Genomic DNA, 17,769 nt, shown 5'->3' with positions numbered 1-17,769 from the left:
GGATGACCGGGAGGCGTCGCTACGCGGAACTTCGAGCCGGCATGTCTCCCGAAGCCCGGGGCAAGGCCGAAGCCGAAGCCCGTCGCCTCGACGAGGACATGGACATCGCCGAGGTTCGTCGTGCCATGGAACTGTCACAGCTCGAGATCGCGCAGATCCTGCAGATCGAGCGAGCGGCCGCCGTCACGATCGAACAGCGAGCAGACCTCTACGTGACCACCCTGCGCCGGTTCATCGAGGCGATAGGGGGCGAGTTGGAGATCGTGGCGCGCTTTCCCGATCATGCCGTGACGATCAGGAGCTTCTCCGACCTGCTTGAGGATGCCTCGTCGGAGGCGGTCGTTTCCTGATCGATCCGTCGTGAACCGTCGCCCGGGAGGCGCCGTGCACGCGACGTCCACGGCGCGGGATGTTGTTCCGCACGTCCTCACGGCGGCCCGGCTCCCCGACGCCGCCGGCCCTTCGAGGATGGGCTGATCGAGGCCTGCCCATGGTGTCGATCCCGAGCGTCCCGTCGTCCCACGGTCGGGACGTGTTCGTCGGTCCCGCCAGGGCCTGACGCGGGCTGCCGGGTCCGCTTCAGATCCCCGAGACGGCACCATCGTCCCACGCCGCCGCGACGCGCCCCGTCGGCTCGCGCAGCACGGCGCCGCACGCCCCGATCCCGGACGCCGCGACCGGCACCATGGCGTGCCCGGCCGAGCGCAGCCGCGCGACCGGGCCGGGCGGACGCTCGTCGTCGAAGAGCACGGCGGCGTCGCCCTCTCCCGGCACGGCGCCGAGCGCGACCCGCGGCATCGCCGCCGCCGGGCCGAGGCCGTCGCCCCGCAGCAACAGGGCTGCCAGTTGCACGAGCAGGACGGGCGCGCCGTCCCCCTCCGCCCCGAGTGCCGCGACCCGCCCGTCCCGCGGCGACGTCGCCAGCGCGGGCAAGGAGCGGAGCGGGACGCGGCGGCCGGGGCGCAGCACCGGGCCGAGGTCGGGGTCGATCGCCAGGGCGGCGGCGCGGTTGCCCATGAGGATGCCGGTGCGGCCCGAGACCACGCCCGAGCCGTAAGCGCCGCCGAGCGTCTGGACCAGCGACACCGCGGCACCGTCGCGGTCCACCACGCCGATCCACACCGCCGCCTCGTCGAGCGGCGGCGCGACGGGCGGCGCCACGCGGCGGGCGCGCTCGCGGTCCAGCGCCAGGCTGGCCCGGGCGAGGCGCTCGGCGTCGAGCAGGCCCGCGGGGTCGCGGCCTCCCGCATCCTCGGCATCGATCATGGCGGCGGCGGCGCGCAGGCTCTCGACCGTGCCGTGCCAGTGGGGGAACCCGTCGCGCTTCTCGGCCGCGAAACCGTCGGCGCCGAGGCCGGCGAAGAGGCCGAGCGCCACCGCCGCCCAGAGGCCGGACCGCGTCGGCGGCACCGTCAGCTCGTGGCGGCCGAGGTCGAGGTCGAGCGCGTCGCGCCAGCGCACCTCCACGGCCCGGAGATCGGCCCGGCCGAGCGGGCTCGACAGGGCGGCGAGGTCCACGGCGAGTTCGCGGCCGACATCGCCGCGGTAGGCGTCGTCGAGCCCCGCCGCGCCGAGATGGTCGAGCGTGGCGGCGAGGGCGACATTGCCGCTCCGGCTCCCGGCCTCGGGCGCCTTGCCGTCGGCCAGGAAGGCCGGGGCGAAAGCCGGCACGGCGGACAGGACCGGTGCCGCCGCCGACAGGGCCTCGGCATCCCGGACGGAGAGGTCCCAACCCTGGCGGGCGGCGGCGGCGGCGGGGGCGAGCAGGCGCGACAGCGGCAGGCGGCCGCCCGTGGCCGTCGAGAAGGCATGGGCCTCGGCCCAGGCCGCGACGGTGCCGGGCGCGGCGGCCACGGCCTCGGCGCCATGGCGCGGCACGGCCTCGAAGCCCCGCTCCCGGTAGAAGGACAGGCGCGCCGCCGCCGCCACGCGACCGCGCCCGTCGAGCACCCGGGTGCGGCCGCGCGGTCCGGGTTCGCGGATCAGCCAGAGCGCGTCGCCGCCGAGCCCGTTGCGCGCCGGCACCACGACGGCACTGACGGCGGCCGCCGCGATGGCGGCCTCGACCACGCTGCCGCCCTCGACCAGCACGTCGCGCCCCGCCGCGGCGGCGAGCGCGTGGGGCGCGGCGAGGCCGGCGACGGCGAAGGTTTCGGTCTCGTCCATGGTGGGGGTCCGGGCGGCTCGGAAGGGAGGAGCCGTGCTTCTACGCGCTTTCCCGCCGTCCCGCGCGGCCCGTCCTGCGAGCCGAGGTCGCCGGACAGGTCGCCGACGGGGGACTCAGCCGCCGGTCGCGCCCAGCCTGTGCCGTTCCAGCCGCTCGTAGAGGGGCCGCCCCGCCGCGGCGAGGGGCTTCAGGGCGTCGGGCAGGTCGTCGAAGCCGCGCTCGGGCCGCGGCGGGGCGAAGCCCGTGGAGCGCTCGACGCTGTCGTACCAGGAGGGCGCCCAGACGCCGTCCGTGTCCCGGCGGCCGGCGGGCCAGGACAGCATGGCGGGGTCGAAGGCGAGGCCAAGCCCGACGCAGAGGGCGGCGAGCGTGCCGGCGGGATCCGACAGGACGTCGCGCGAATCCACCACGGGCGGCGCCCGGCCGAGGCGGTCGGCGACGCGGTCGAAGAGGTCCGCCTGCTGCGGCAGCCCGATATCGGCCAGCGTCACCTCGGCGCGCTTCTCGACGTAGGACAGCAGCACGGCCTCGGGCGACCGGATCAGGAAGGCGTTGGCGACGCCGTCGATCCAGTCCCGCCCGAAGCCCGGCAGCATGTGGTGGGTCATGTGCTTCTGGTACCAGACCGGACGCCCGCCCGGGGCCGGGCCGGTGACGCGGGCCACCACGGCCCGCCAGTCGCGCGGCTGGCTCGCCAGGATGTCGTCGCGCTGCGGGTGGACGAGGCCCGTCGCATCGAGATAGGCGGCGTAGAAGGGCTCGTCCGACACGGCGCAGTCGCGGCGGTTGCCGAAGGCGCGCATCATAGCGGTGGAAATGTTGCGCGGGCCCGACCACATGGCGATGCGCATGGCGGCTTCCGGCGCCGGCGTCACGCCCGGCCCCCGGCCTCGGCCTCGCGCAGCGCGAAGTAATGCTCGCGCAGGCGCCGCGTCACCGGGCCCGACAGGTCATCGGGGTCGCCCAGCGCCGGAAGCGCGCGGCCGTCGACGGTCGAGACCGGCGTCAGGCCCGCGAAGGTGCCGGTGACGAAGGCTTCGTCGGCCGCATAGACGTCGAAGAGCGAGAAGTCGCGCTCGAAGACCGGCACGCCGGCCGCGCGGGCCGCCCGGATCACGGCGTCGCGGGTGATGCCGCGCAGGCAGAAGCCACCACCCGAGGTCCACAGCTCGCCCTTGCGCACGATGAAGAAATGCGTCGAGTTGCAGGTCGCCACGAAGCCGCGGTCGTCGAGCATCAGGGCCTCGTCGGCCCCGGCCGCCGTGGCCTGGATGCAGGCCAGGATATCGTTGATCTTGGAATGGGAGTTGAGCTTCGGGTCCTGGTCGGCCGGGCCGGTGCGGCGGACGTGGGCGGTGAAGAGCGTGATGCCGCGCCGATAGACGTCGGGCTTGGGCTGCTTCCATTCCGGCACGATGACGACCGTGGCGGCGCCGATCGTCAGGCGCGGGTCCTGGTAGGGCGAGCGCTTCTTGCCCCGCGTCACCATGAGCCGGATGTGGACGCCATCCTCCATGCCGTTAGCATCGAGGCAGCCGAAGAGCCGCGCCACCAGCGCCTCGCGCGTCAGGCCGATGTCGATCATCAGCATGCGGGCGCCGTCGTAGAGCCGGTCGAGGTGGGCGTCCAGGAAGGCGATGCGGCCCCGGATCAGCCGCAGCCCCTCCCACACGCCGTCGCCGAGCACGAAGCCCGAATCGAAGACCGACACCATCGCTCGGTCGCGGTGCACCAGCTCGCCGTCCACCGACACCAGCACGTCGTCGTTGCGCTCATCCCCGACGTAGTCCTGCGTTCCCGTGCTCATGCCGCCGTGGCTCCCGTTGCGTTGCGGCGCAGGGTGGCGGAGGCGCCGCGCCTTGTCGAGGACCGGCGCCCGGCGCGACGCGGCCTCACAGGGCCAGCAGCAGGTCCGGCGCCACGCTGTCGGCCATGACGAGGCGGCCGTTCGGGAGGTCGTTGCCGTCGAGCTTGGCCGCCACGGCCTCGGGGGACAGCCGATAGCCCTGCCAGCGGGCCGTCAGGCGGCGGCGCAGCTCCTCCTCCGGCACCGCCACCAGCACGGTGAGGTCGAAGGCCGGCCGCAGGCTGGACCAGGGCGCCTGGCCGAGCAGCAGGTAGTTGCCTTCCACCACGAGCGTGCGGACGCCGCGCGGGACGACGCGGGCCCCGGCGCGCGCGATCTCGATGTCGCGATCGAAGACCGGGACCGCCACCTCCTCCTCGTCGTCCCGGCGGAGCCGGCCCAGCATGTGGCGCAGGCCAGCGACGTCGAACGTGTCGGGCGCCCCCTTGCGGCCATGCAGGCCGCGGGCGAGCAGCACCCGGTCGTCGTAATGGTAGCCGTCCATGGGGAGGACGGCGCTCCGCCCCGGATCGGCGGCCTCGAGCCGGGCGACCAGCGCCTCGGCCACGGTGGACTTGCCGCCGCCCGGCGGCCCCGCGATCGCCACGAACAGCCGGCCGTCCCCGCGGCGCCCGGCGACGGCGGCGACGAGGTGCTCGAAATCGATGCGGGTTCCGGTGTTCTGTCCCATGGATGTCGTCTCCCGGCCTGCGTGGCGCCGTGGCCGACGCACGCCAGTTCTGAAGGGCTGGGTTGGTCCGCCCGGCGCATCCTATCCGATCGCCGTGGCCGTGCCGAGCGCGTGGCGGGTCCCGGCGACCCCGGGCGACGCCGGCGGCGATGTGACGTCAGCCGCCATGGCGATACGCGTGCATGTCGTTCAACTCGGAACACTTTCGCAAGATATCGCACCAATAATCGCCGGTAGTATCAGTATTAAATCGTGAGTAGCGGACTCCGGATGGCGACCCGACGTAACTACCGATCGTTGTTGGGACGCATGGCCGGCGACGTGCGGGGCGCGACCGCGGTCGAGTTCGGGCTCGTCTGCGTGCCTTTCCTGGCGCTGCTTGGCGCCATCCTGCAGGTCGCGTTCTCGATCTGGGCCGCGCAGAACTTCGATTTCGTGTTCCAGAAGACCGCGCGTTCACTGTTCACGGGCCAGTTCCAGCAGACCAACAGCCAGTCCGCCACCGCCGGGACGCTGCTGGCCGCCTTGAAGACCAGCATGTGCGGGTCCGGGGGGAGCGTGACGGTCTTCGACTGTTCCGGCGTGAAGCTCGACGTCTCGCTCGGCACCAACTTCGCCTCGATCAAGCTGCCGGCCCCGATCGATTCGGGCACGCGGGACTGGTCGGCCGGCTTCGGCACGCACTACACCTGTCCGGGGCCCGGCACCATCGTGGTGGCCACGGCGGCGGCGAAGTTCCCGGTGTTCTTCGGGCTGCTGAACCTCGGCTTCAGCAGCTTCGCCGACGGCTCGCAACTGCTGATGTCGACGGCGGTGTTCCGGACCGAGCCCTATTCGGTCGGATCGGGGGCGCCATGCTGACGCCCGCGACCGGCGGCAAGACCAGCGCCCGCCGCGGCCTGCCCGCGCTGCGGAGGCTGTGCGGCGATGCGGCGGGCGTATCGGCGGTCGAGTTCGCGCTGATCCTGCCCATCATGCTGACGCTCTGGGTCGGCTTTGCCGAGATGGCCCATGCGGTCGACAACTGGCGCAAGGTGACGCTGCTCGCCCGCACGGTGGCGGACCTGACCTCGCAGGGCGACACGGCGGACCCCATCGCTTCCGCCACGATGAGCGACATCCTGGCCGCCTCCACGGCCGTGTTGCGCCCCTTCGGCGCCGGCACCGCCAAGATGGTGGTCAGCGCCATGGCGGTGAACACCGCCGCGTCGCTGGTGAGCCCTTGGGTCTGCTCGAGCGTGTCTAGCGACAACAACGCCTCGGCGCGCCCCACCGGCGTCGCCCGGGACCTCAGCATCCCCCCTGGCTTCAACGTCAACGGGAACCGATACGTTATGGCCGAAGTCACCATGCCCTACGCCCCCATGCTGGGAACCACGCTCGTCAGGCTCGTCTCGGGGGTGGGCAATTCCATCCCGTTGAACGCCAGCTTCGTGTGGCCGGTGCGCAACGGCATCGTCCACAAGAGCATCAACGCCACACCCGAGGTGACGATGCCGGGAGGTGCCGCATGCCCGTGACCCGCAAGACCCTGGGCCGCCGAATCCTGGGCCGCCGAATCCTGGGCCGCACGGCCCGTCGCCTCGCCGGCGCCACCGGCGCCAACGTCGCCGTGATCTTCGCCCTGTCGACCCTGCCCCTGCTGGCCTTCGCCGGGGCGGCGGTCGACTACGGCGTCGCGACGCGCCTGCAGGTGAAGCTGCAGGCCGCCACGGACGCGACCGCCCTCGGCCTGTGCCAGACGCCCCAGTCGACGACGACGCAGGCCCTCCAGGGGCAGGCCGCCATCGTCGTGCCGGGCTACATGGGGGCGGGCTCGGGCGTCATCATCGACCCGCTGGGCGTGACCAGTTCGCCCCGCAAGATCACGCTCGTCACCCACATCAACTCCAAGACCTTCTTCCCCGCCTTCACGCACGTGTCGTCGCCCCAGGTGACGGCGTCGTCGCAATGCGCGACGCCCCTGCCCAAGACCTTCGAGATCGCCCTGGTCCTCGACAATACCGGCTCGATGAGCGAGTCGAGCGGGTCGCAGTCGAAGCTCCAGGCCGTGCAGCAGGCGGCCGACAATTTCGTCGACTACGTGAAGGGGAACGGGGCCTTCTCGCCCGACAGCCGCATCTCGGTCGTGCCGTTCGCCGCCACCGTGGCGGTCGACCCCAGCGCGACCGCCACGGCGAGCTGGGTCGATACGGCCGGCCGGTCGAAATATCATTGGACCAACGTCGACAAGGGCAGCGCCACGGCGGCCGGGTTCACGAGCCGCCTGGCGATCTTCGCCGCCCTCAAGAAAGCCTATACGGGATGGGACTGGGGCGGCTGTTTCGAGAGCCTGCCCTATCCCTTGAACGTGCAGGACGGCGCCCCCAATCCCGGCAACGGCCAGCCGGCCTGGGACACGCTCTACGTCCCGCTCTTCGCGCCGGACGAACCCGGCGGCGGCAGTTCCGGCTACGCGGCCTGGAACCCCGCCAGCAATCAATCGAGCGCCTACACAAATTACAGCTTCAACAGCTACATCGACGATTCCAACGGCAAGGACAGTTGCCCGGCGAGTTCGAACAGCTTCGCCTCGGCCGAGAGCCAGGCCTGCAAATACGTTTCGGCCAAGAACGCGCGCCCGACCACCTACAACAATTACACGGGCCTGCCGAACGGGCCCAACTTCCAATGCGTCAGCAAACCCCTGCAGCGGCTGACGACGGATGCGACGGCGTTGAAAACGCTGATCAACAGCATGACGGCGGCAGGCTCGACCAACATCCACGAGGGTGTCGAGTGGGGCTGGCGCACCCTGTCGCCCATCAGCGTCTTCGCCGACGGCGCCGCCTATGCCGCCACCACGACCAGCAAGGTCATGGTGGTGATGACCGACGGCGCCAATTCCTGGCCCGACAACCCCTACAACAATTTCAATCAGACGATGTACTTCTCCAACGGCTACCTCGTCAATGCCGACAACAGCACCCCGGCCGCGCACCTGCCCAGTGCCAACCAGAACGTGACGTCGAGCACGCAGCAGCGCAACGCGATCGACGCCCTGACTCTGGAAGCCTGCAACAACGCCAAGGCGACGGGCATCTCGGTCTACACGGTCGGCTTCAGCGTGCCGTCCGATCCGATCGACAACCAGGGCATCCAGCTGTTGCAGAACTGCGCTTCGAACAGCAAGCAGGCCTTCGTGGCCAACGATTCTGACGGGCTCATCACGGCCTTCAATCAGATCGCCGCCAGCATCGGGGCGCTGCGCATCAGCCAGTGACGCGGCCCGGCGGGGCAACCCGTCCGCGGTCGTGAGCGTGTCGACATCGCGGTCCGGGCAACGGGCCTCCCCCCACAGTCTCTCACGCCGACCAGACCACCTCGACGCGGGTCGGGCCCCGGATGGCGTCGAGCCCGGTGAAACGCCATCCCGCAGCGTCGGGCGACGCTGCGAGGTCGCGCTCGCCCGCCCGCGCCAGCAGCACGCGGCCCCGCGCCGCGGGCAGGCGCAGCACCGTGCCGGCGCCCTCGGCCACGAAAGCGACGCGGCCGGGCGCGATGGACAGGTCGGACAGCGTGCCGGGGAGGTCGGTCTCCAGCAGGGTCTCGTCGCCCCGGCGAAGCACCAGCAGCCCGCCCGACACCGACACCGTGACGGCGCCGGCCGGCGTCTCCACCGGGCCGAGCACGACGTCCTCGCCGCCGTTGGTGACCTCCCATCCCGACCACGGCGACACGTCGGTGACGTCGCCCACCGCCATGAGCGGCATCAGCGCCCCCCAGCCGTAGAAGCCGTCCGTGTCGGGCTGGTCCAAGGGCTCGCCCGTCACGGCATTGTAGTTCTCCGGGCAGAGGCGCCGCGCCCAGGCCCGGCCGAAGAGCGCGAAGCTGCGCTCGGCCAGCGCCCGCGCTTCGGCGCGCCGCCCCATGCGTCGCAGGCCCTGCCAGACCCAGAAGTTGAGCGGCGGCCAGACACGGCCGCGCCAATAGGTGTTGTCGCCGAAGGCGGGGTCGTCCCGCGTCACGCCCGGAATGCCGGGCTCGCCCCCGAAGGTGCCGGGGTCGGCGAGGTGGGCGAGCAGGTGCGTCAGCTGCCCGGCGTCCGGGATGCCGGCGGCGAGCGGGTAGAAGCTCGTCGGGCCGAGGCTGCGCACGAAGGCGCCGGACCAGAGGCGGTTGGCGAAGATGCGGCGTTCCGCGTCCCACAATTCGGTGCGGATCAGCTCCCGCGTGGCGGCGGCCCGGGCGGCATGGGCCCGCGAGGCTTCGCCGTCCCCGAGTTCGGCCGCGATGAGGGCCAGCATCTCAGCGTCGAGCGCCAGAAGGCTGTTCAGCCCGACGTCGAGGCAATCGAGCGTGCGGGTGGCGGGATCGTAGCGCGCCTCGTCGTGGATGGAGGCATTGTCCATCGAGCTCTCGTTGCGGGCGCCGAAGGAGGTGCCCTTGTAGAGCCCCGCGCCGACGTCCGAGGTGCCGTAGGAGACGAGGCCCCGCCCGCCGGGGTCGCGCTCGGCCCACCACCAGGCGTGGTTGCGGGCGAGGGCGCCGGCCATGAGGGCGAGCAGCGAGCGGTCGCGGCCGCGCAGGTACAGGGACCAGACGACGAAGCTCGCGACGGGCAGCTGCGTGCGGTCCACCCAGGCGTCGTTGGCGGTGACCAGGCAGGCGAAGTTGCCCTGCGGCGTCGCGCTGGCCAGGGCGGCGCGCAGGTTCTCGCGGCCGACCTCGGGCGCCAGCAGGCCGGCCATCAGCGCCGCGTAGAGCTGGTCATCGAGCCACACGCCGAAACCGCCGAACTTGGCCTGGTTCCAGTTGCGGCTGATCGACGTGTAGGGGCGCGCGTTGACGGCGTCCCACACCGTGTTCCAGCCCATCACGTCGCGCAGCGCGTCGAGCGCTCCGGCGTGGCGACCGGACTGGGCGGGGGGCGGTGGCATCCGCTCGGCCGGCGCCCCGGCCAGGGCGTCCCGCGCCCGCGCCACCGCGAGGTCGCGCCGATCGGCCACGGCGAGGGCGAAGCGGTTGTCCCGCGCCATCTCGAGGTTGAAGCGCAGCGCCAGCACGGGCGCGGCGTCGGCGCGGGACCCGAGGTGGAAGTAGCCATGCGCCTCGTAGTCGGCCGCCACGGCGGCGAGGCTGGCGTGGCCGGTGACCTGCACGGCGGGGGCCTCGGACACCAGGGCCACGAAGCGGGTGCCCACCGCCACCACGGCGGCGCCGGCCTCGGCGTCGTAGGACACGGCTTCGCCGCTCTCCACCGACAGGCACAGGTTCACCCAGAAGCGCAGGCCCCATTCGCCCAGCACCGGCGCCCGCCAGCGCCCCACGACACGGAACGGGTCCGGCTTGTCGTAGGCGAGCGCCAGGGTCGTGCCGGCGTGGGTGAGGTCGAGGTCGACGGCGGAGGCGGCGAGGTCGTGCCGGCCGAGGCGGATGCCGTCGCCCGGCGGGAACAGCGTCGCGGCGTTGCGGCTGCCCGCATAGGCCAGGGGCGTCAGCCGCACGCCGAGCGGCAGGAACACCATCTCGGCCGGCCGACCCGACCAGGTCGACCAGGCGCGTTCGGGCGGGATGGTGGCGTGGCGGAGCATGGGAAAGCCTCTGCGGTGGAAGGGGCGGACGGGTTCACCCGCCCAGCACGAGCGTGTGGGTCGGCGACCAGGCGAGCCGCAACGCGGCGCCGGGCTCCAGCGCCGGCGCGTCGCGGCTCTGGCAGAAGCACTTCACCGGGTCGCCGTCGCGCGTCGCCAGCAGCAGGGTCGAGGTCGCACCCGCATAGACGGTCTGACGCAGCGTGGCGTCGACGGCGTTGAAGCCGGCCGGCTCCGCCGCGCCCGCCGGGAGCGGCAGGACCTTCTCGGGCCGCACCGCCAGCGTGGCGGGGGCGCCCTCGGCGGGCAGCGGGGCTTCGCTGCGCAGGGGACCCGACGGCGTCGCGACGGCGCCGTCCCGCACCGTGCCGGCGAAGAGGTTGGCGTCGCCGAGGAAGGTCGCGGCGAAGCGCGTCGCGGGCCGCTCGTAGACCTCGGCGGGCGGCCCTTCCTGCACGATGCGCCCGCCGTCGAGGATGGCGACGCGGTCCGACAGGGTCAGCGCCTCCTCCTGGTCGTGGGTCACGAAGATGGTGGTGAGGCCGCTGTCGCGCTGGATGCGGCGCAGCTCCACCTGCATGGTTTGCCGCAGGCGGCGGTCGAGCGCCGACAGCGGTTCGTCGAGCAGGAGCACGCGCGGTTTCGTCACGATGGCGCGGGCCAGGGCGACGCGCTGCTGCTGGCCGCCCGACAATTGCTTCGGGCGGCGCGCGTCGAACCCTTCGAGTTCCACGAGGGCCAGCGCCCGCGCCACCTCGGCCCGCGCCGCCGCCCCCCGGATGCCCTGGCGGTGCAGGCCGTAGGCGACGTTGTCGGCGACGCTCATGTGGGGGAACAGGGCGTAGGACTGGAACACCATGCCGATGCGGCGCTTCCACAGCGGCGTGTGGGTGACGTCGGCGCCCCCGATCGTGACGGTGCCGGCGTCGGGCGCCTCGAAGCCGCCGATGATGCGCAGCAGCGTCGTCTTGCCCGAGCCGGACGGCCCGAGCAGGCTGGTGAAGCGCCCCTCGGCGAAGCGCATGGCCACGTCGTCGAGCACCGGCGCGCCACCGAAGCTCTTGCGGATGCCCTGGACTTCAACGCCGCTCACGCTCGCCTCCGATGCGGGTCAGCCCGGCAAAGACCAGGAACAGCGCCACCGAGGCGCCGAGCAGGATCGTCGAGACCGCGTTGATCTCGGGCGTGAAGCCCTTGCGGATGGATGTGTAGATCTCGACCGGCAGCGTCGTGACGCCGGGCGCCGCCAGGAAATACGAGACCACGAACTGGTCGAGCGACACCGCGAAGGCGAAGAGCGCCGCCGCGACGAGGCTCGGCGCCAGCAGCGGCAGCGTCACGGAGCGGAAGGCGCCGAAGGGCGTCGCGCCGAGGCTCATGGCCGCCTCCTCGAGGTCGGCGCGCAGCGAGGCCAGCCCGGTCCCCACCACCAGCACCACGTAGGGGATGGCCAGCGCGACGTGGCCGAGGATCATGGCGTGCAGGCCGCGGCCGATCCCCGTCCAGTAGAAGAAGACCAGCATGGCGGTGCCGGTGATGAGCCACGGGATGGCGATGGGCGGCAGCAGCAGCAGGCGCAGCAGCGACTTGCCCCGGAAGCTGCGGCGCGACAGGGCCAGGGCCGCCAGGGTGCCGAGTGCCGTCGCCACGACCGCCGTGACGAGCGCCACCAGCACGCTGTTGCGGCTCGCCGCGATGAGCCTGTCGTTGCCGGCAAGTTCGGAGAACCAGTGCAGCGTCGGCACGAAGGGCAGCGCGTAGAGGTCGGACGCGTTGAACCCCATCAGCACCATAACGGCGATGGGGGCGTAGAGGAAGAGCAGGACGAGGGCCAGGATGGCGCGGCCGAGCCAGATCATGGGGCGAGCCGCCCCCGCAGCACGCTCGAGAAGAGCGCGAAGATCGCCAGCACGATGCCCAGCATGGTGAAGGACAGGGCGGAGCCGAGCGGCCAGTTGTAGGCCTGGGTGAACTGGTCCTCGATGACGGTGCCCATGGTGACGCCGATGCGCCCCCCGAGGATGCGGGGCTCCATGAAGCTGCCGATCACGGGCACGAAGATGAGGATGGAGCCCGACACCAGCCCGGGCAGCGCCAGCGGCAGGATCACGGTGGCGAAGACGGTCGGCAGGCGCGCCCCGAGGCTGCGGGCGGCGTCGATCAGCGCGTCGTCGATGCCCGCCACGGCGAGGTAGCAGGTGAGGATCATGTACGGCAGGTAGGCGTGGACGAGGCCCACCACGATGGCGGGGAAGCTGTAGAGCAGCCCCACCGAGCCCACCCCGGGCAGCACGAGATGCACGAGGTCGTCGAGGATGCCGCCCTGGCGCAGCAGCATCGTCCAGGAGAAGATCCGCACGAGGCCGTTGGTCCAGAAGGGCAGGATGGCGAGCAGGAACACGGTCTGGCGCACCCGGCCGCGGGTCGCGCGGGCGATGGCCAGCGCCGTCGGCAGGCCGATCGCGGCGCAGATCCCCGTGGTCCAGAAGCCGAGGCGCAGCGACGTGATGGCGACGTCGACGAGGTAGGGCCGCGTCACGAAGGCGAGGTAATGCGCGCCCGTGAAGACCAGCGGCGCCTTCGATCCGAAGGGATTGGTCTTCAGGAACGAGAAGAACAGCATGGCGCCGAGCGGCAGGAACACCGCGACGAGCAGCCAGGCATAGGCCGGCAGCAGCAGGGCCGCGGTGGCGATGGCGGGGCGGGCGCGCCGCCCCTCCGGGCTGGCGATGGAGGGGCGGGCGCGCCGCCCCTCCGGGGTGGAGGGCGCCGACATGTCAGGACTGGGCGTAGAAGGCCTTCACCTCCTCCCAAAGGTCGTTGAAGGCCTGGCGGCGGTCCTCCGGCAGGGCGCCCATGAACTGCAGCTTGTCGAGGTATTCGGGCTTGTGGATCTGCCGGTTGAGGTCGCTCTCCGGCAGGGCCGCCATGGCGGCGGCATTGGCCGAGGCCGGCGCGCCGGATTTCGCCCATTCCGCGTAGAACTGCGGCGACACCATGTAGTCGATGAACTGCAGGCCCGCCGCCTTGCCGGTGCTGGTGGCCGGGATGCAGAAGTTGTCGAGCCAGCCGACCGCCCCCTCCTTCGGCACCACGAAGGTCACGGGCTGCTGGTGCAGGTTGACGGCCCGGGTCACGGCGCCCGACCAGAACACCGACACGTCGAAGGCGCCGGCCGCGAAGGCCTTGTTCCACTCGTCCTCGCTCGACCACACGAGCTTCACGTCCCGCTTGAAGCTCTTGAGCCGGGCCGCGATGGCCTTCATGTCCTTCGGATCGTTGATGTTCTGCCCGAGCATCAGCGCCGCGACGGCGATCTCCGTGACGGCGTCGTCGAAGAGCGCGCCCCGCCCCGCGAAGGCGGCCTCCTCGAAGACCGCGTAGCTGTCGACCTTGAACCCCTTGCCGGTCCTGACCGCGATGGCGTTCATGCCCCAGACCCAGGGCACCCCGTAGGTCTGCCCGTCGATGACGATGTTGGGGTTGGTCTTGAAGGCCGGCGCCAGCCCGGCGGCGTTCGGCAGCTTGCCGAGATCGACGGGGTCGATCAGCTCGTCCGCCTTGGCCTGCGCGTCGCGGGCCGAGTTGACCAGCACGACGTCGTAGGCGCCGGGGTTGGTCCGCAGCTTGGTCAGCATCTCGGGTTCGGAATTGTAATAGTCGTGTTTGACCTCGATCCCGGTCGCGGACTTGAAGTGCTGCACACCCGCGGCGAGGTCCGTGCCGTAGCCCTGCCAGTTCAGGACCGTGATGCTCTTGGCCTCGGCGGCCCGGGCACCGCCCGGCCAAGTCGCGGCCGCGGCCGACGCCACGCCGAACCCGAGCCCGCGGGCCACATCACGGCGAGTCCACTGCGATCCTGACATCACGCTGTCTCCCATCACGGTCGAATTGTAGGCATACCGACGCCACGGCGCCACGCCGCGGTCGTCGATGGCGTCTCGGGCGCGCCCGGCCCCGTTCGACGACCCCGTGGACATGGCGGCGACCCCACTCGTCACACCGCCAGGTAGGCGGCACAGGCCTCGGCATCGTCGGCGATCTCGGCCATGGTGGCCGAAAGCCGCGCGTGGCCGCGATCGATCACCACGGCGCGGTCCGAGATGAGCCGGGCGAAATGCAGGTTCTGCTCGGACAGGAGGATGCCGAGCCCCTCGCGCTTCAGCTCCAGGATGGCGAGGGCCAGGTCCTCGACGATCTTGGGCGCGAGCCCTTCGGAGGGCTCGTCGAGCAGCACGAGGCGCGGGTTTCCCATCAGCGATCGCGCGATCGACAGCATCTGCTGCTCGCCCCCGCTCATGGCGCCGCCGCGCCGGCGGCGCATCTCGGCGAGGTTGGGGAAGAGCGCGAAGAGCCGCTCCGGGGTCCAGGCGGCGGAACCGGCCCGCGCCGGCTGGCGGCCGACCGACAGGTTCTCCTCGACGGTGAGGTCGGCGAAGATGCGCCGGTCCTCCGGCACGTAGGCGAGGCCGCGGCGCACCAGCGCCGGGGTCGGCAGGCGCGACACGTCCTCGCCCGCGAAGGCGACGCGCCCCTCGCGCCGGTCGAGCAGCCCCGCGATGGCCTTGAAGGTCGTCGACTTGCCGGCGCCGTTGCGGCCCAGCAGCGCCACGACCTCGCCGGGCCCGACCGTGACGCCCATGCCGAACAGCACCTGGGCGCGGCCGTACCAGCCGTTCAGCCCTTCGGCCGCGAGCAGCGCCGTCACGAGACCGCCTCCGTCCGGCCGGGCGCCGCCGCGAAGGTCAGGCCGCCGCCGAGATAGGTGGCGCGCACGTCCGGGTCCTCGCGCACCGCTTCGGGCCGCCCCGCCGCGATGAGGCGGCCGCGGCTCAGCACCAGGACGCGGTCGGCGTGGGTGAAGACGATGTCCATGTCGTGCTCGGTGAACATGAGGCCGATGCCGTTGCGGCGCGCGTGGTCCACGGTGGCGCGCATCAGCCCGTGGCGCTCCTTCGGCGCCATGCCGGCCGTCGGCTCGTCCATGAGCAGGAGCCGCGGCGCGCCCGACAGCGCCATGGCGAGTTCGAGGCGCTTGACGTCGCCGTAGGCGAGTTCGGCGGCGGGCCTGTCGGCCTGGGCGAGCAGGCCGACGTGGTCGAGCCAGCGCTCCGCCTCGGGCCGGAAGCGGCGGTCGGCACGGCCGAAGGGCCTGGCCATGCCGCCCGCGTGGACGAGGCAGGCCGCCTGCACGTTCTCCCGCACCGTCATCGACCCGAAGGTCGCGGCGATCTGGAAGGAGCGGGCGACGCCGAGGCCCGCCATGCGGCGCGGCGCCATGCCGGTGACGTCGGTGCCGGCGAGCCGGATGCGGCCGGCATCGGGGCGGATCTGGCCGTTCAGCATGTTGAAGCAGGTGCTCTTGCCGGCGCCGTTCGGTCCGATCAGCGCCAGCACCTCGCCGGGGGCGAGCGCGAAGGACACGCCCCGCACGGCCCCGACGCCCCCGTAGGACTTAGCCAGGCCCTCGACCGCCAGCAGGTCCATCGCCGGGCGGCCCGTCACGGCGCACCCCCGACGCCGACGGCAGGGTGGACCGCGGGCGCCGCAGCCCTCCGGCGGCGCGGCGCGAGGCGCGAGGCGAGCCCGCCGAGGCCCGCGGGGAAGAGCAGCACCAGGGCCAGGATGACGAGGCCGAGGGCGAGCTTGGAATGATCCGTCTGCGAAATCAGCCAGACCGACAGGGCCTTGTAGACAACAGCGCCGACGACGCCCCCCGAGACCGTGCCGATGCCGCCGAGCAGCACCATGACGAGCCCGTCGACCGAGGTTCCGATGCCGAGGCTGTCGGGGAAGACGCTGCCCTTCAGGAAGACGAAGAGGCCGCCCGCCAGTCCGGCGACGGTGCCGGCCAGCGCGAAGGCCGCCCATTGCACGGGGGCGCGGCCGAGACCCAGCGCCTCGGCCCGCAACGCCGAGTCCCGCACGGCACGCAGGCCCAGGCCGAAGGGCGAGAAGACCAGGGCCCGGATCAGCGCGACGCTCGCCGCCGCGGCCGCGAGGCACAGCCAGAAGAAGGCGCGCGGCGAGGCCGCCCAGCCGTCCGGCCACAGGCCGAGGAGGCCGTTGTCGCCCCCCGTCACACCCGTCCAGCCGAAGGCCACCGACCAGGCGATCTGGGCGAAGGCCAGGGTGAGCATGGCGAAGTAGACGCCCGACAGCCGCACGCAGAACCAGCCGAACAGCGCCGCCCCCGCCAGGGCCAGCAGCATGCCGCAGGCGAGCGCCGGCAGCATCGGCAGGCCGAGCAGCTTCACGGCCAGCGCCGCCCCGTAGGCGCCGAGGCCGAAATAGGCGGCATGGCCGAACGACACCATGGCGCCCGCCGACATGATGAACTGCAGGCTCGCCGCGAAGATCGCCACGATGAGGATCTCCGACCCCACCGTGACGAGATAGTCGCCGGCCCAGAGCGGCACGGTGGCGGTCGCCGCCACCAGCGCGGCGACGGCGAGGCGCGCCGGCGCCGACAGCGGGGCCGGAGGCTTGCGGCCCGGCTCCGGCACGGCGCGGCTCGGCGCCTCGGCGCGGCCGAACAGCCCGAAGGGCCGCACCACCAGCACCAGCGCCATGACGACGAACACCAGCACCAGCGACACGCCGGGCAGCACCAGGATGCCGAAGGCGTCGAGTTCCGACACCAGCACCGACGCCACGAAGGCCCCGCCGACGCTGCCGAGGCCGCCGATGACCACGACGACGAAGACGTCGACGATGAGGCGCAGGTCGATCGTGTGGTTGACGGCGTCGCGCGGCAACTGCACGGCCCCGCCGAAGGCCGCCATGAAGACGCCGAGCGTGAAGACCGCGGTGAAGAGCCAGCGCCCGTCGACGCCGAGCGCCGCCACCATCTCGCGGTCCTGCGTGGCGGCCCGCACCAGCACGCCGAAGCGCGTCCTGTGGAACAGCAGCCAGAGGAGCCCGAAGGCGATGGGGCCGAGGGCGATCAGCAGGAGGTCGTAGCTCGGCACGGCCTGGCCGAAGAGCTCCACCGCCCCGGCGAGGCCCGGGGCACGGGGGCCGAGGAGGTCGTCGGGTCCCCAGACCAGCACGACGAGGTCCTCGAAGACGAGGGTGAGGCCGAAGGTGGCGAGGAGCTGGAACAGCTCGGGCGCCCGGTAGAGACGGCGCAGCAGCGCCATCTCGATGACGGCGCCGAACAGCGCGACCAGGACCGAGGCGCCCAGGATGCCGCCCCAGAAGCCGAAAGGCCCGGAGAACCGCGCCGTCAGCGTGTAGGCCACGTAGGCGCCCAGCATAGCGAAGGCGCCGTGGGCGAAGTTCACGACCCGGGTGACGCCGAAGATGATCGACAGGCCCGACGCCACGAGGAACAGCGACGCCGCGCCGGCGAGGCCCGTGAGGAACTGGGCGAAGACGAAATCCAACGCGGGTCTCCTTCGGTCCTGGGCCGGCCCCTCCGCCCGGAAGCGGGAGGGCGATGGGCGTCGGCTGGGGGCGCCCGCCGCCTCGCCAGGCGACGGGCGGACGC

The 17,769-nt window shown here is 72.4% G+C and carries 16 protein-coding genes; 4 read left to right on the top strand and 12 right to left on the bottom strand.

Annotated features, from left to right (window positions below):
- Positions 1 to 2 precede the first annotated feature (2 nt).
- The gene (locus D3272_RS28025; RefSeq protein ID WP_165361432.1) at positions 3 to 350 is read left to right on the top strand and encodes an XRE family transcriptional regulator; all 348 of its coding nucleotides are present in this window, start codon (positions 3 to 5) and stop codon (positions 348 to 350) included.
- 229 nt (positions 351 to 579) lie between these two features.
- On the opposite strand, the gene D3272_RS20010 is transcribed toward D3272_RS28025, so the two are convergent.
- The 4 genes from D3272_RS20010 to D3272_RS19995 form a co-directional block, all read right to left on the bottom strand.
- Positions 580 to 2,166, bottom strand: a complete 1,587-nt coding sequence (locus D3272_RS20010) for a gamma-glutamyltransferase (protein WP_129220980.1) — start codon at positions 2,164 to 2,166, stop codon at positions 580 to 582.
- Between the two features lie 114 nt (positions 2,167 to 2,280).
- Positions 2,281 to 3,018, bottom strand: coding sequence for a sulfotransferase-like domain-containing protein (locus tag D3272_RS20005; RefSeq protein WP_129220979.1), 738 nt, complete (start codon positions 3,016 to 3,018; stop codon positions 2,281 to 2,283).
- 20 nt (positions 3,019 to 3,038) lie between these two features.
- Positions 3,039 to 3,974 carry an aminotransferase class IV gene (locus D3272_RS20000; protein ID WP_129220978.1) on the bottom strand — a complete coding sequence of 312 codons (936 nt, stop codon included), beginning with the start codon at positions 3,972 to 3,974 and terminating at the stop codon, positions 3,039 to 3,041.
- 85 nt (positions 3,975 to 4,059) lie between these two features.
- On the bottom strand, positions 4,060 to 4,704 hold the full coding sequence (locus tag D3272_RS19995; protein WP_129220977.1) for a nucleoside/nucleotide kinase family protein: 645 nt from the start codon (positions 4,702 to 4,704) through the stop codon (positions 4,060 to 4,062).
- A 270-nt stretch (positions 4,705 to 4,974) separates the two neighbouring features.
- On the opposite strand from D3272_RS19995, the gene D3272_RS19990 reads away from it, so the two are divergent.
- Genes D3272_RS19990 through D3272_RS19980 form a run of 3 tightly spaced genes read left to right on the top strand, consistent with a single transcriptional unit; the run spans position 4,975 to position 7,966 of the window.
- Positions 4,975 to 5,565, top strand: a complete 591-nt coding sequence (locus D3272_RS19990) for a TadE/TadG family type IV pilus assembly protein (RefSeq protein ID WP_129220976.1) — start codon at positions 4,975 to 4,977, stop codon at positions 5,563 to 5,565.
- Positions 5,559 to 6,224 carry a TadE/TadG family type IV pilus assembly protein gene (locus tag D3272_RS19985; RefSeq protein ID WP_129220975.1) on the top strand — a complete coding sequence of 222 codons (666 nt, stop codon included), beginning with the start codon at positions 5,559 to 5,561 and terminating at the stop codon, positions 6,222 to 6,224. Before D3272_RS19990 ends, D3272_RS19985 begins: the two co-directional genes overlap by 7 nt.
- Positions 6,215 to 7,966, top strand: a complete 1,752-nt coding sequence (locus D3272_RS19980; protein WP_129220974.1) for a TadE/TadG family type IV pilus assembly protein — start codon at positions 6,215 to 6,217, stop codon at positions 7,964 to 7,966. The genes D3272_RS19985 and D3272_RS19980 overlap by 10 nt, the downstream gene beginning before the upstream one ends.
- Positions 7,967 to 8,048: 82 nt before the next feature.
- Here D3272_RS19980 and D3272_RS19975 read toward each other — a convergent pair whose 3' ends face one another.
- The 8 genes from D3272_RS19975 to D3272_RS19940 all read right to left on the bottom strand — a co-directional run bounded on the left by D3272_RS19975 (position 8,049) and on the right by D3272_RS19940 (position 17,665).
- Positions 8,049 to 10,277: an MGH1-like glycoside hydrolase domain-containing protein gene (locus tag D3272_RS19975; RefSeq protein ID WP_129220973.1), complete on the bottom strand. Its 2,229-nt coding sequence runs from the start codon at positions 10,275 to 10,277 to the stop codon at positions 8,049 to 8,051.
- A gap of 34 nt (positions 10,278 to 10,311) precedes the next feature.
- Positions 10,312 to 11,370, bottom strand: coding sequence for an ABC transporter ATP-binding protein (locus tag D3272_RS19970; protein WP_129220972.1), 1,059 nt, complete (start codon positions 11,368 to 11,370; stop codon positions 10,312 to 10,314).
- Positions 11,357 to 12,136 carry an ABC transporter permease gene (locus D3272_RS19965; RefSeq protein ID WP_129220971.1) on the bottom strand — a complete coding sequence of 260 codons (780 nt, stop codon included), beginning with the start codon at positions 12,134 to 12,136 and terminating at the stop codon, positions 11,357 to 11,359. Before D3272_RS19965 ends, D3272_RS19970 begins: the two co-directional genes overlap by 14 nt.
- On the bottom strand, positions 12,133 to 13,053 hold the full coding sequence (locus tag D3272_RS19960) for an ABC transporter permease (RefSeq protein WP_245496689.1): 921 nt from the start codon (positions 13,051 to 13,053) through the stop codon (positions 12,133 to 12,135). The genes D3272_RS19965 and D3272_RS19960 overlap by 4 nt, the downstream gene beginning before the upstream one ends.
- A 1-nt stretch (position 13,054) precedes the next feature.
- Complete coding sequence (locus D3272_RS19955; RefSeq protein ID WP_245496688.1) at positions 13,055 to 14,257, bottom strand: ABC transporter substrate-binding protein; 1,203 nt, start codon at positions 14,255 to 14,257, stop codon at positions 13,055 to 13,057.
- Positions 14,258 to 14,274: 17 nt separating this feature from the next.
- Positions 14,275 to 14,919 carry an ABC transporter ATP-binding protein gene (locus D3272_RS19950; RefSeq protein ID WP_129221027.1) on the bottom strand — a complete coding sequence of 215 codons (645 nt, stop codon included), beginning with the start codon at positions 14,917 to 14,919 and terminating at the stop codon, positions 14,275 to 14,277.
- A 62-nt stretch (positions 14,920 to 14,981) separates the two neighbouring features.
- Positions 14,982 to 15,764 carry an ABC transporter ATP-binding protein gene (locus D3272_RS19945; protein ID WP_129221026.1) on the bottom strand — a complete coding sequence of 261 codons (783 nt, stop codon included), beginning with the start codon at positions 15,762 to 15,764 and terminating at the stop codon, positions 14,982 to 14,984.
- A gap of 14 nt (positions 15,765 to 15,778) precedes the next feature.
- Complete coding sequence (locus D3272_RS19940) at positions 15,779 to 17,665, bottom strand: ABC transporter permease (RefSeq protein ID WP_129220970.1); 1,887 nt, start codon at positions 17,663 to 17,665, stop codon at positions 15,779 to 15,781.
- Between the last annotated feature and the right edge of the window lie 104 nt (positions 17,666 to 17,769).

The organism is Lichenibacterium ramalinae (assembly GCF_004137085.1).
Taxonomy (GTDB): domain Bacteria; phylum Pseudomonadota; class Alphaproteobacteria; order Rhizobiales; family Beijerinckiaceae; genus Lichenihabitans; species Lichenihabitans ramalinae.
Note: the sequence above shows the minus strand (reverse complement) of the source record. Positions and strands in the feature narration are given on the sequence as shown.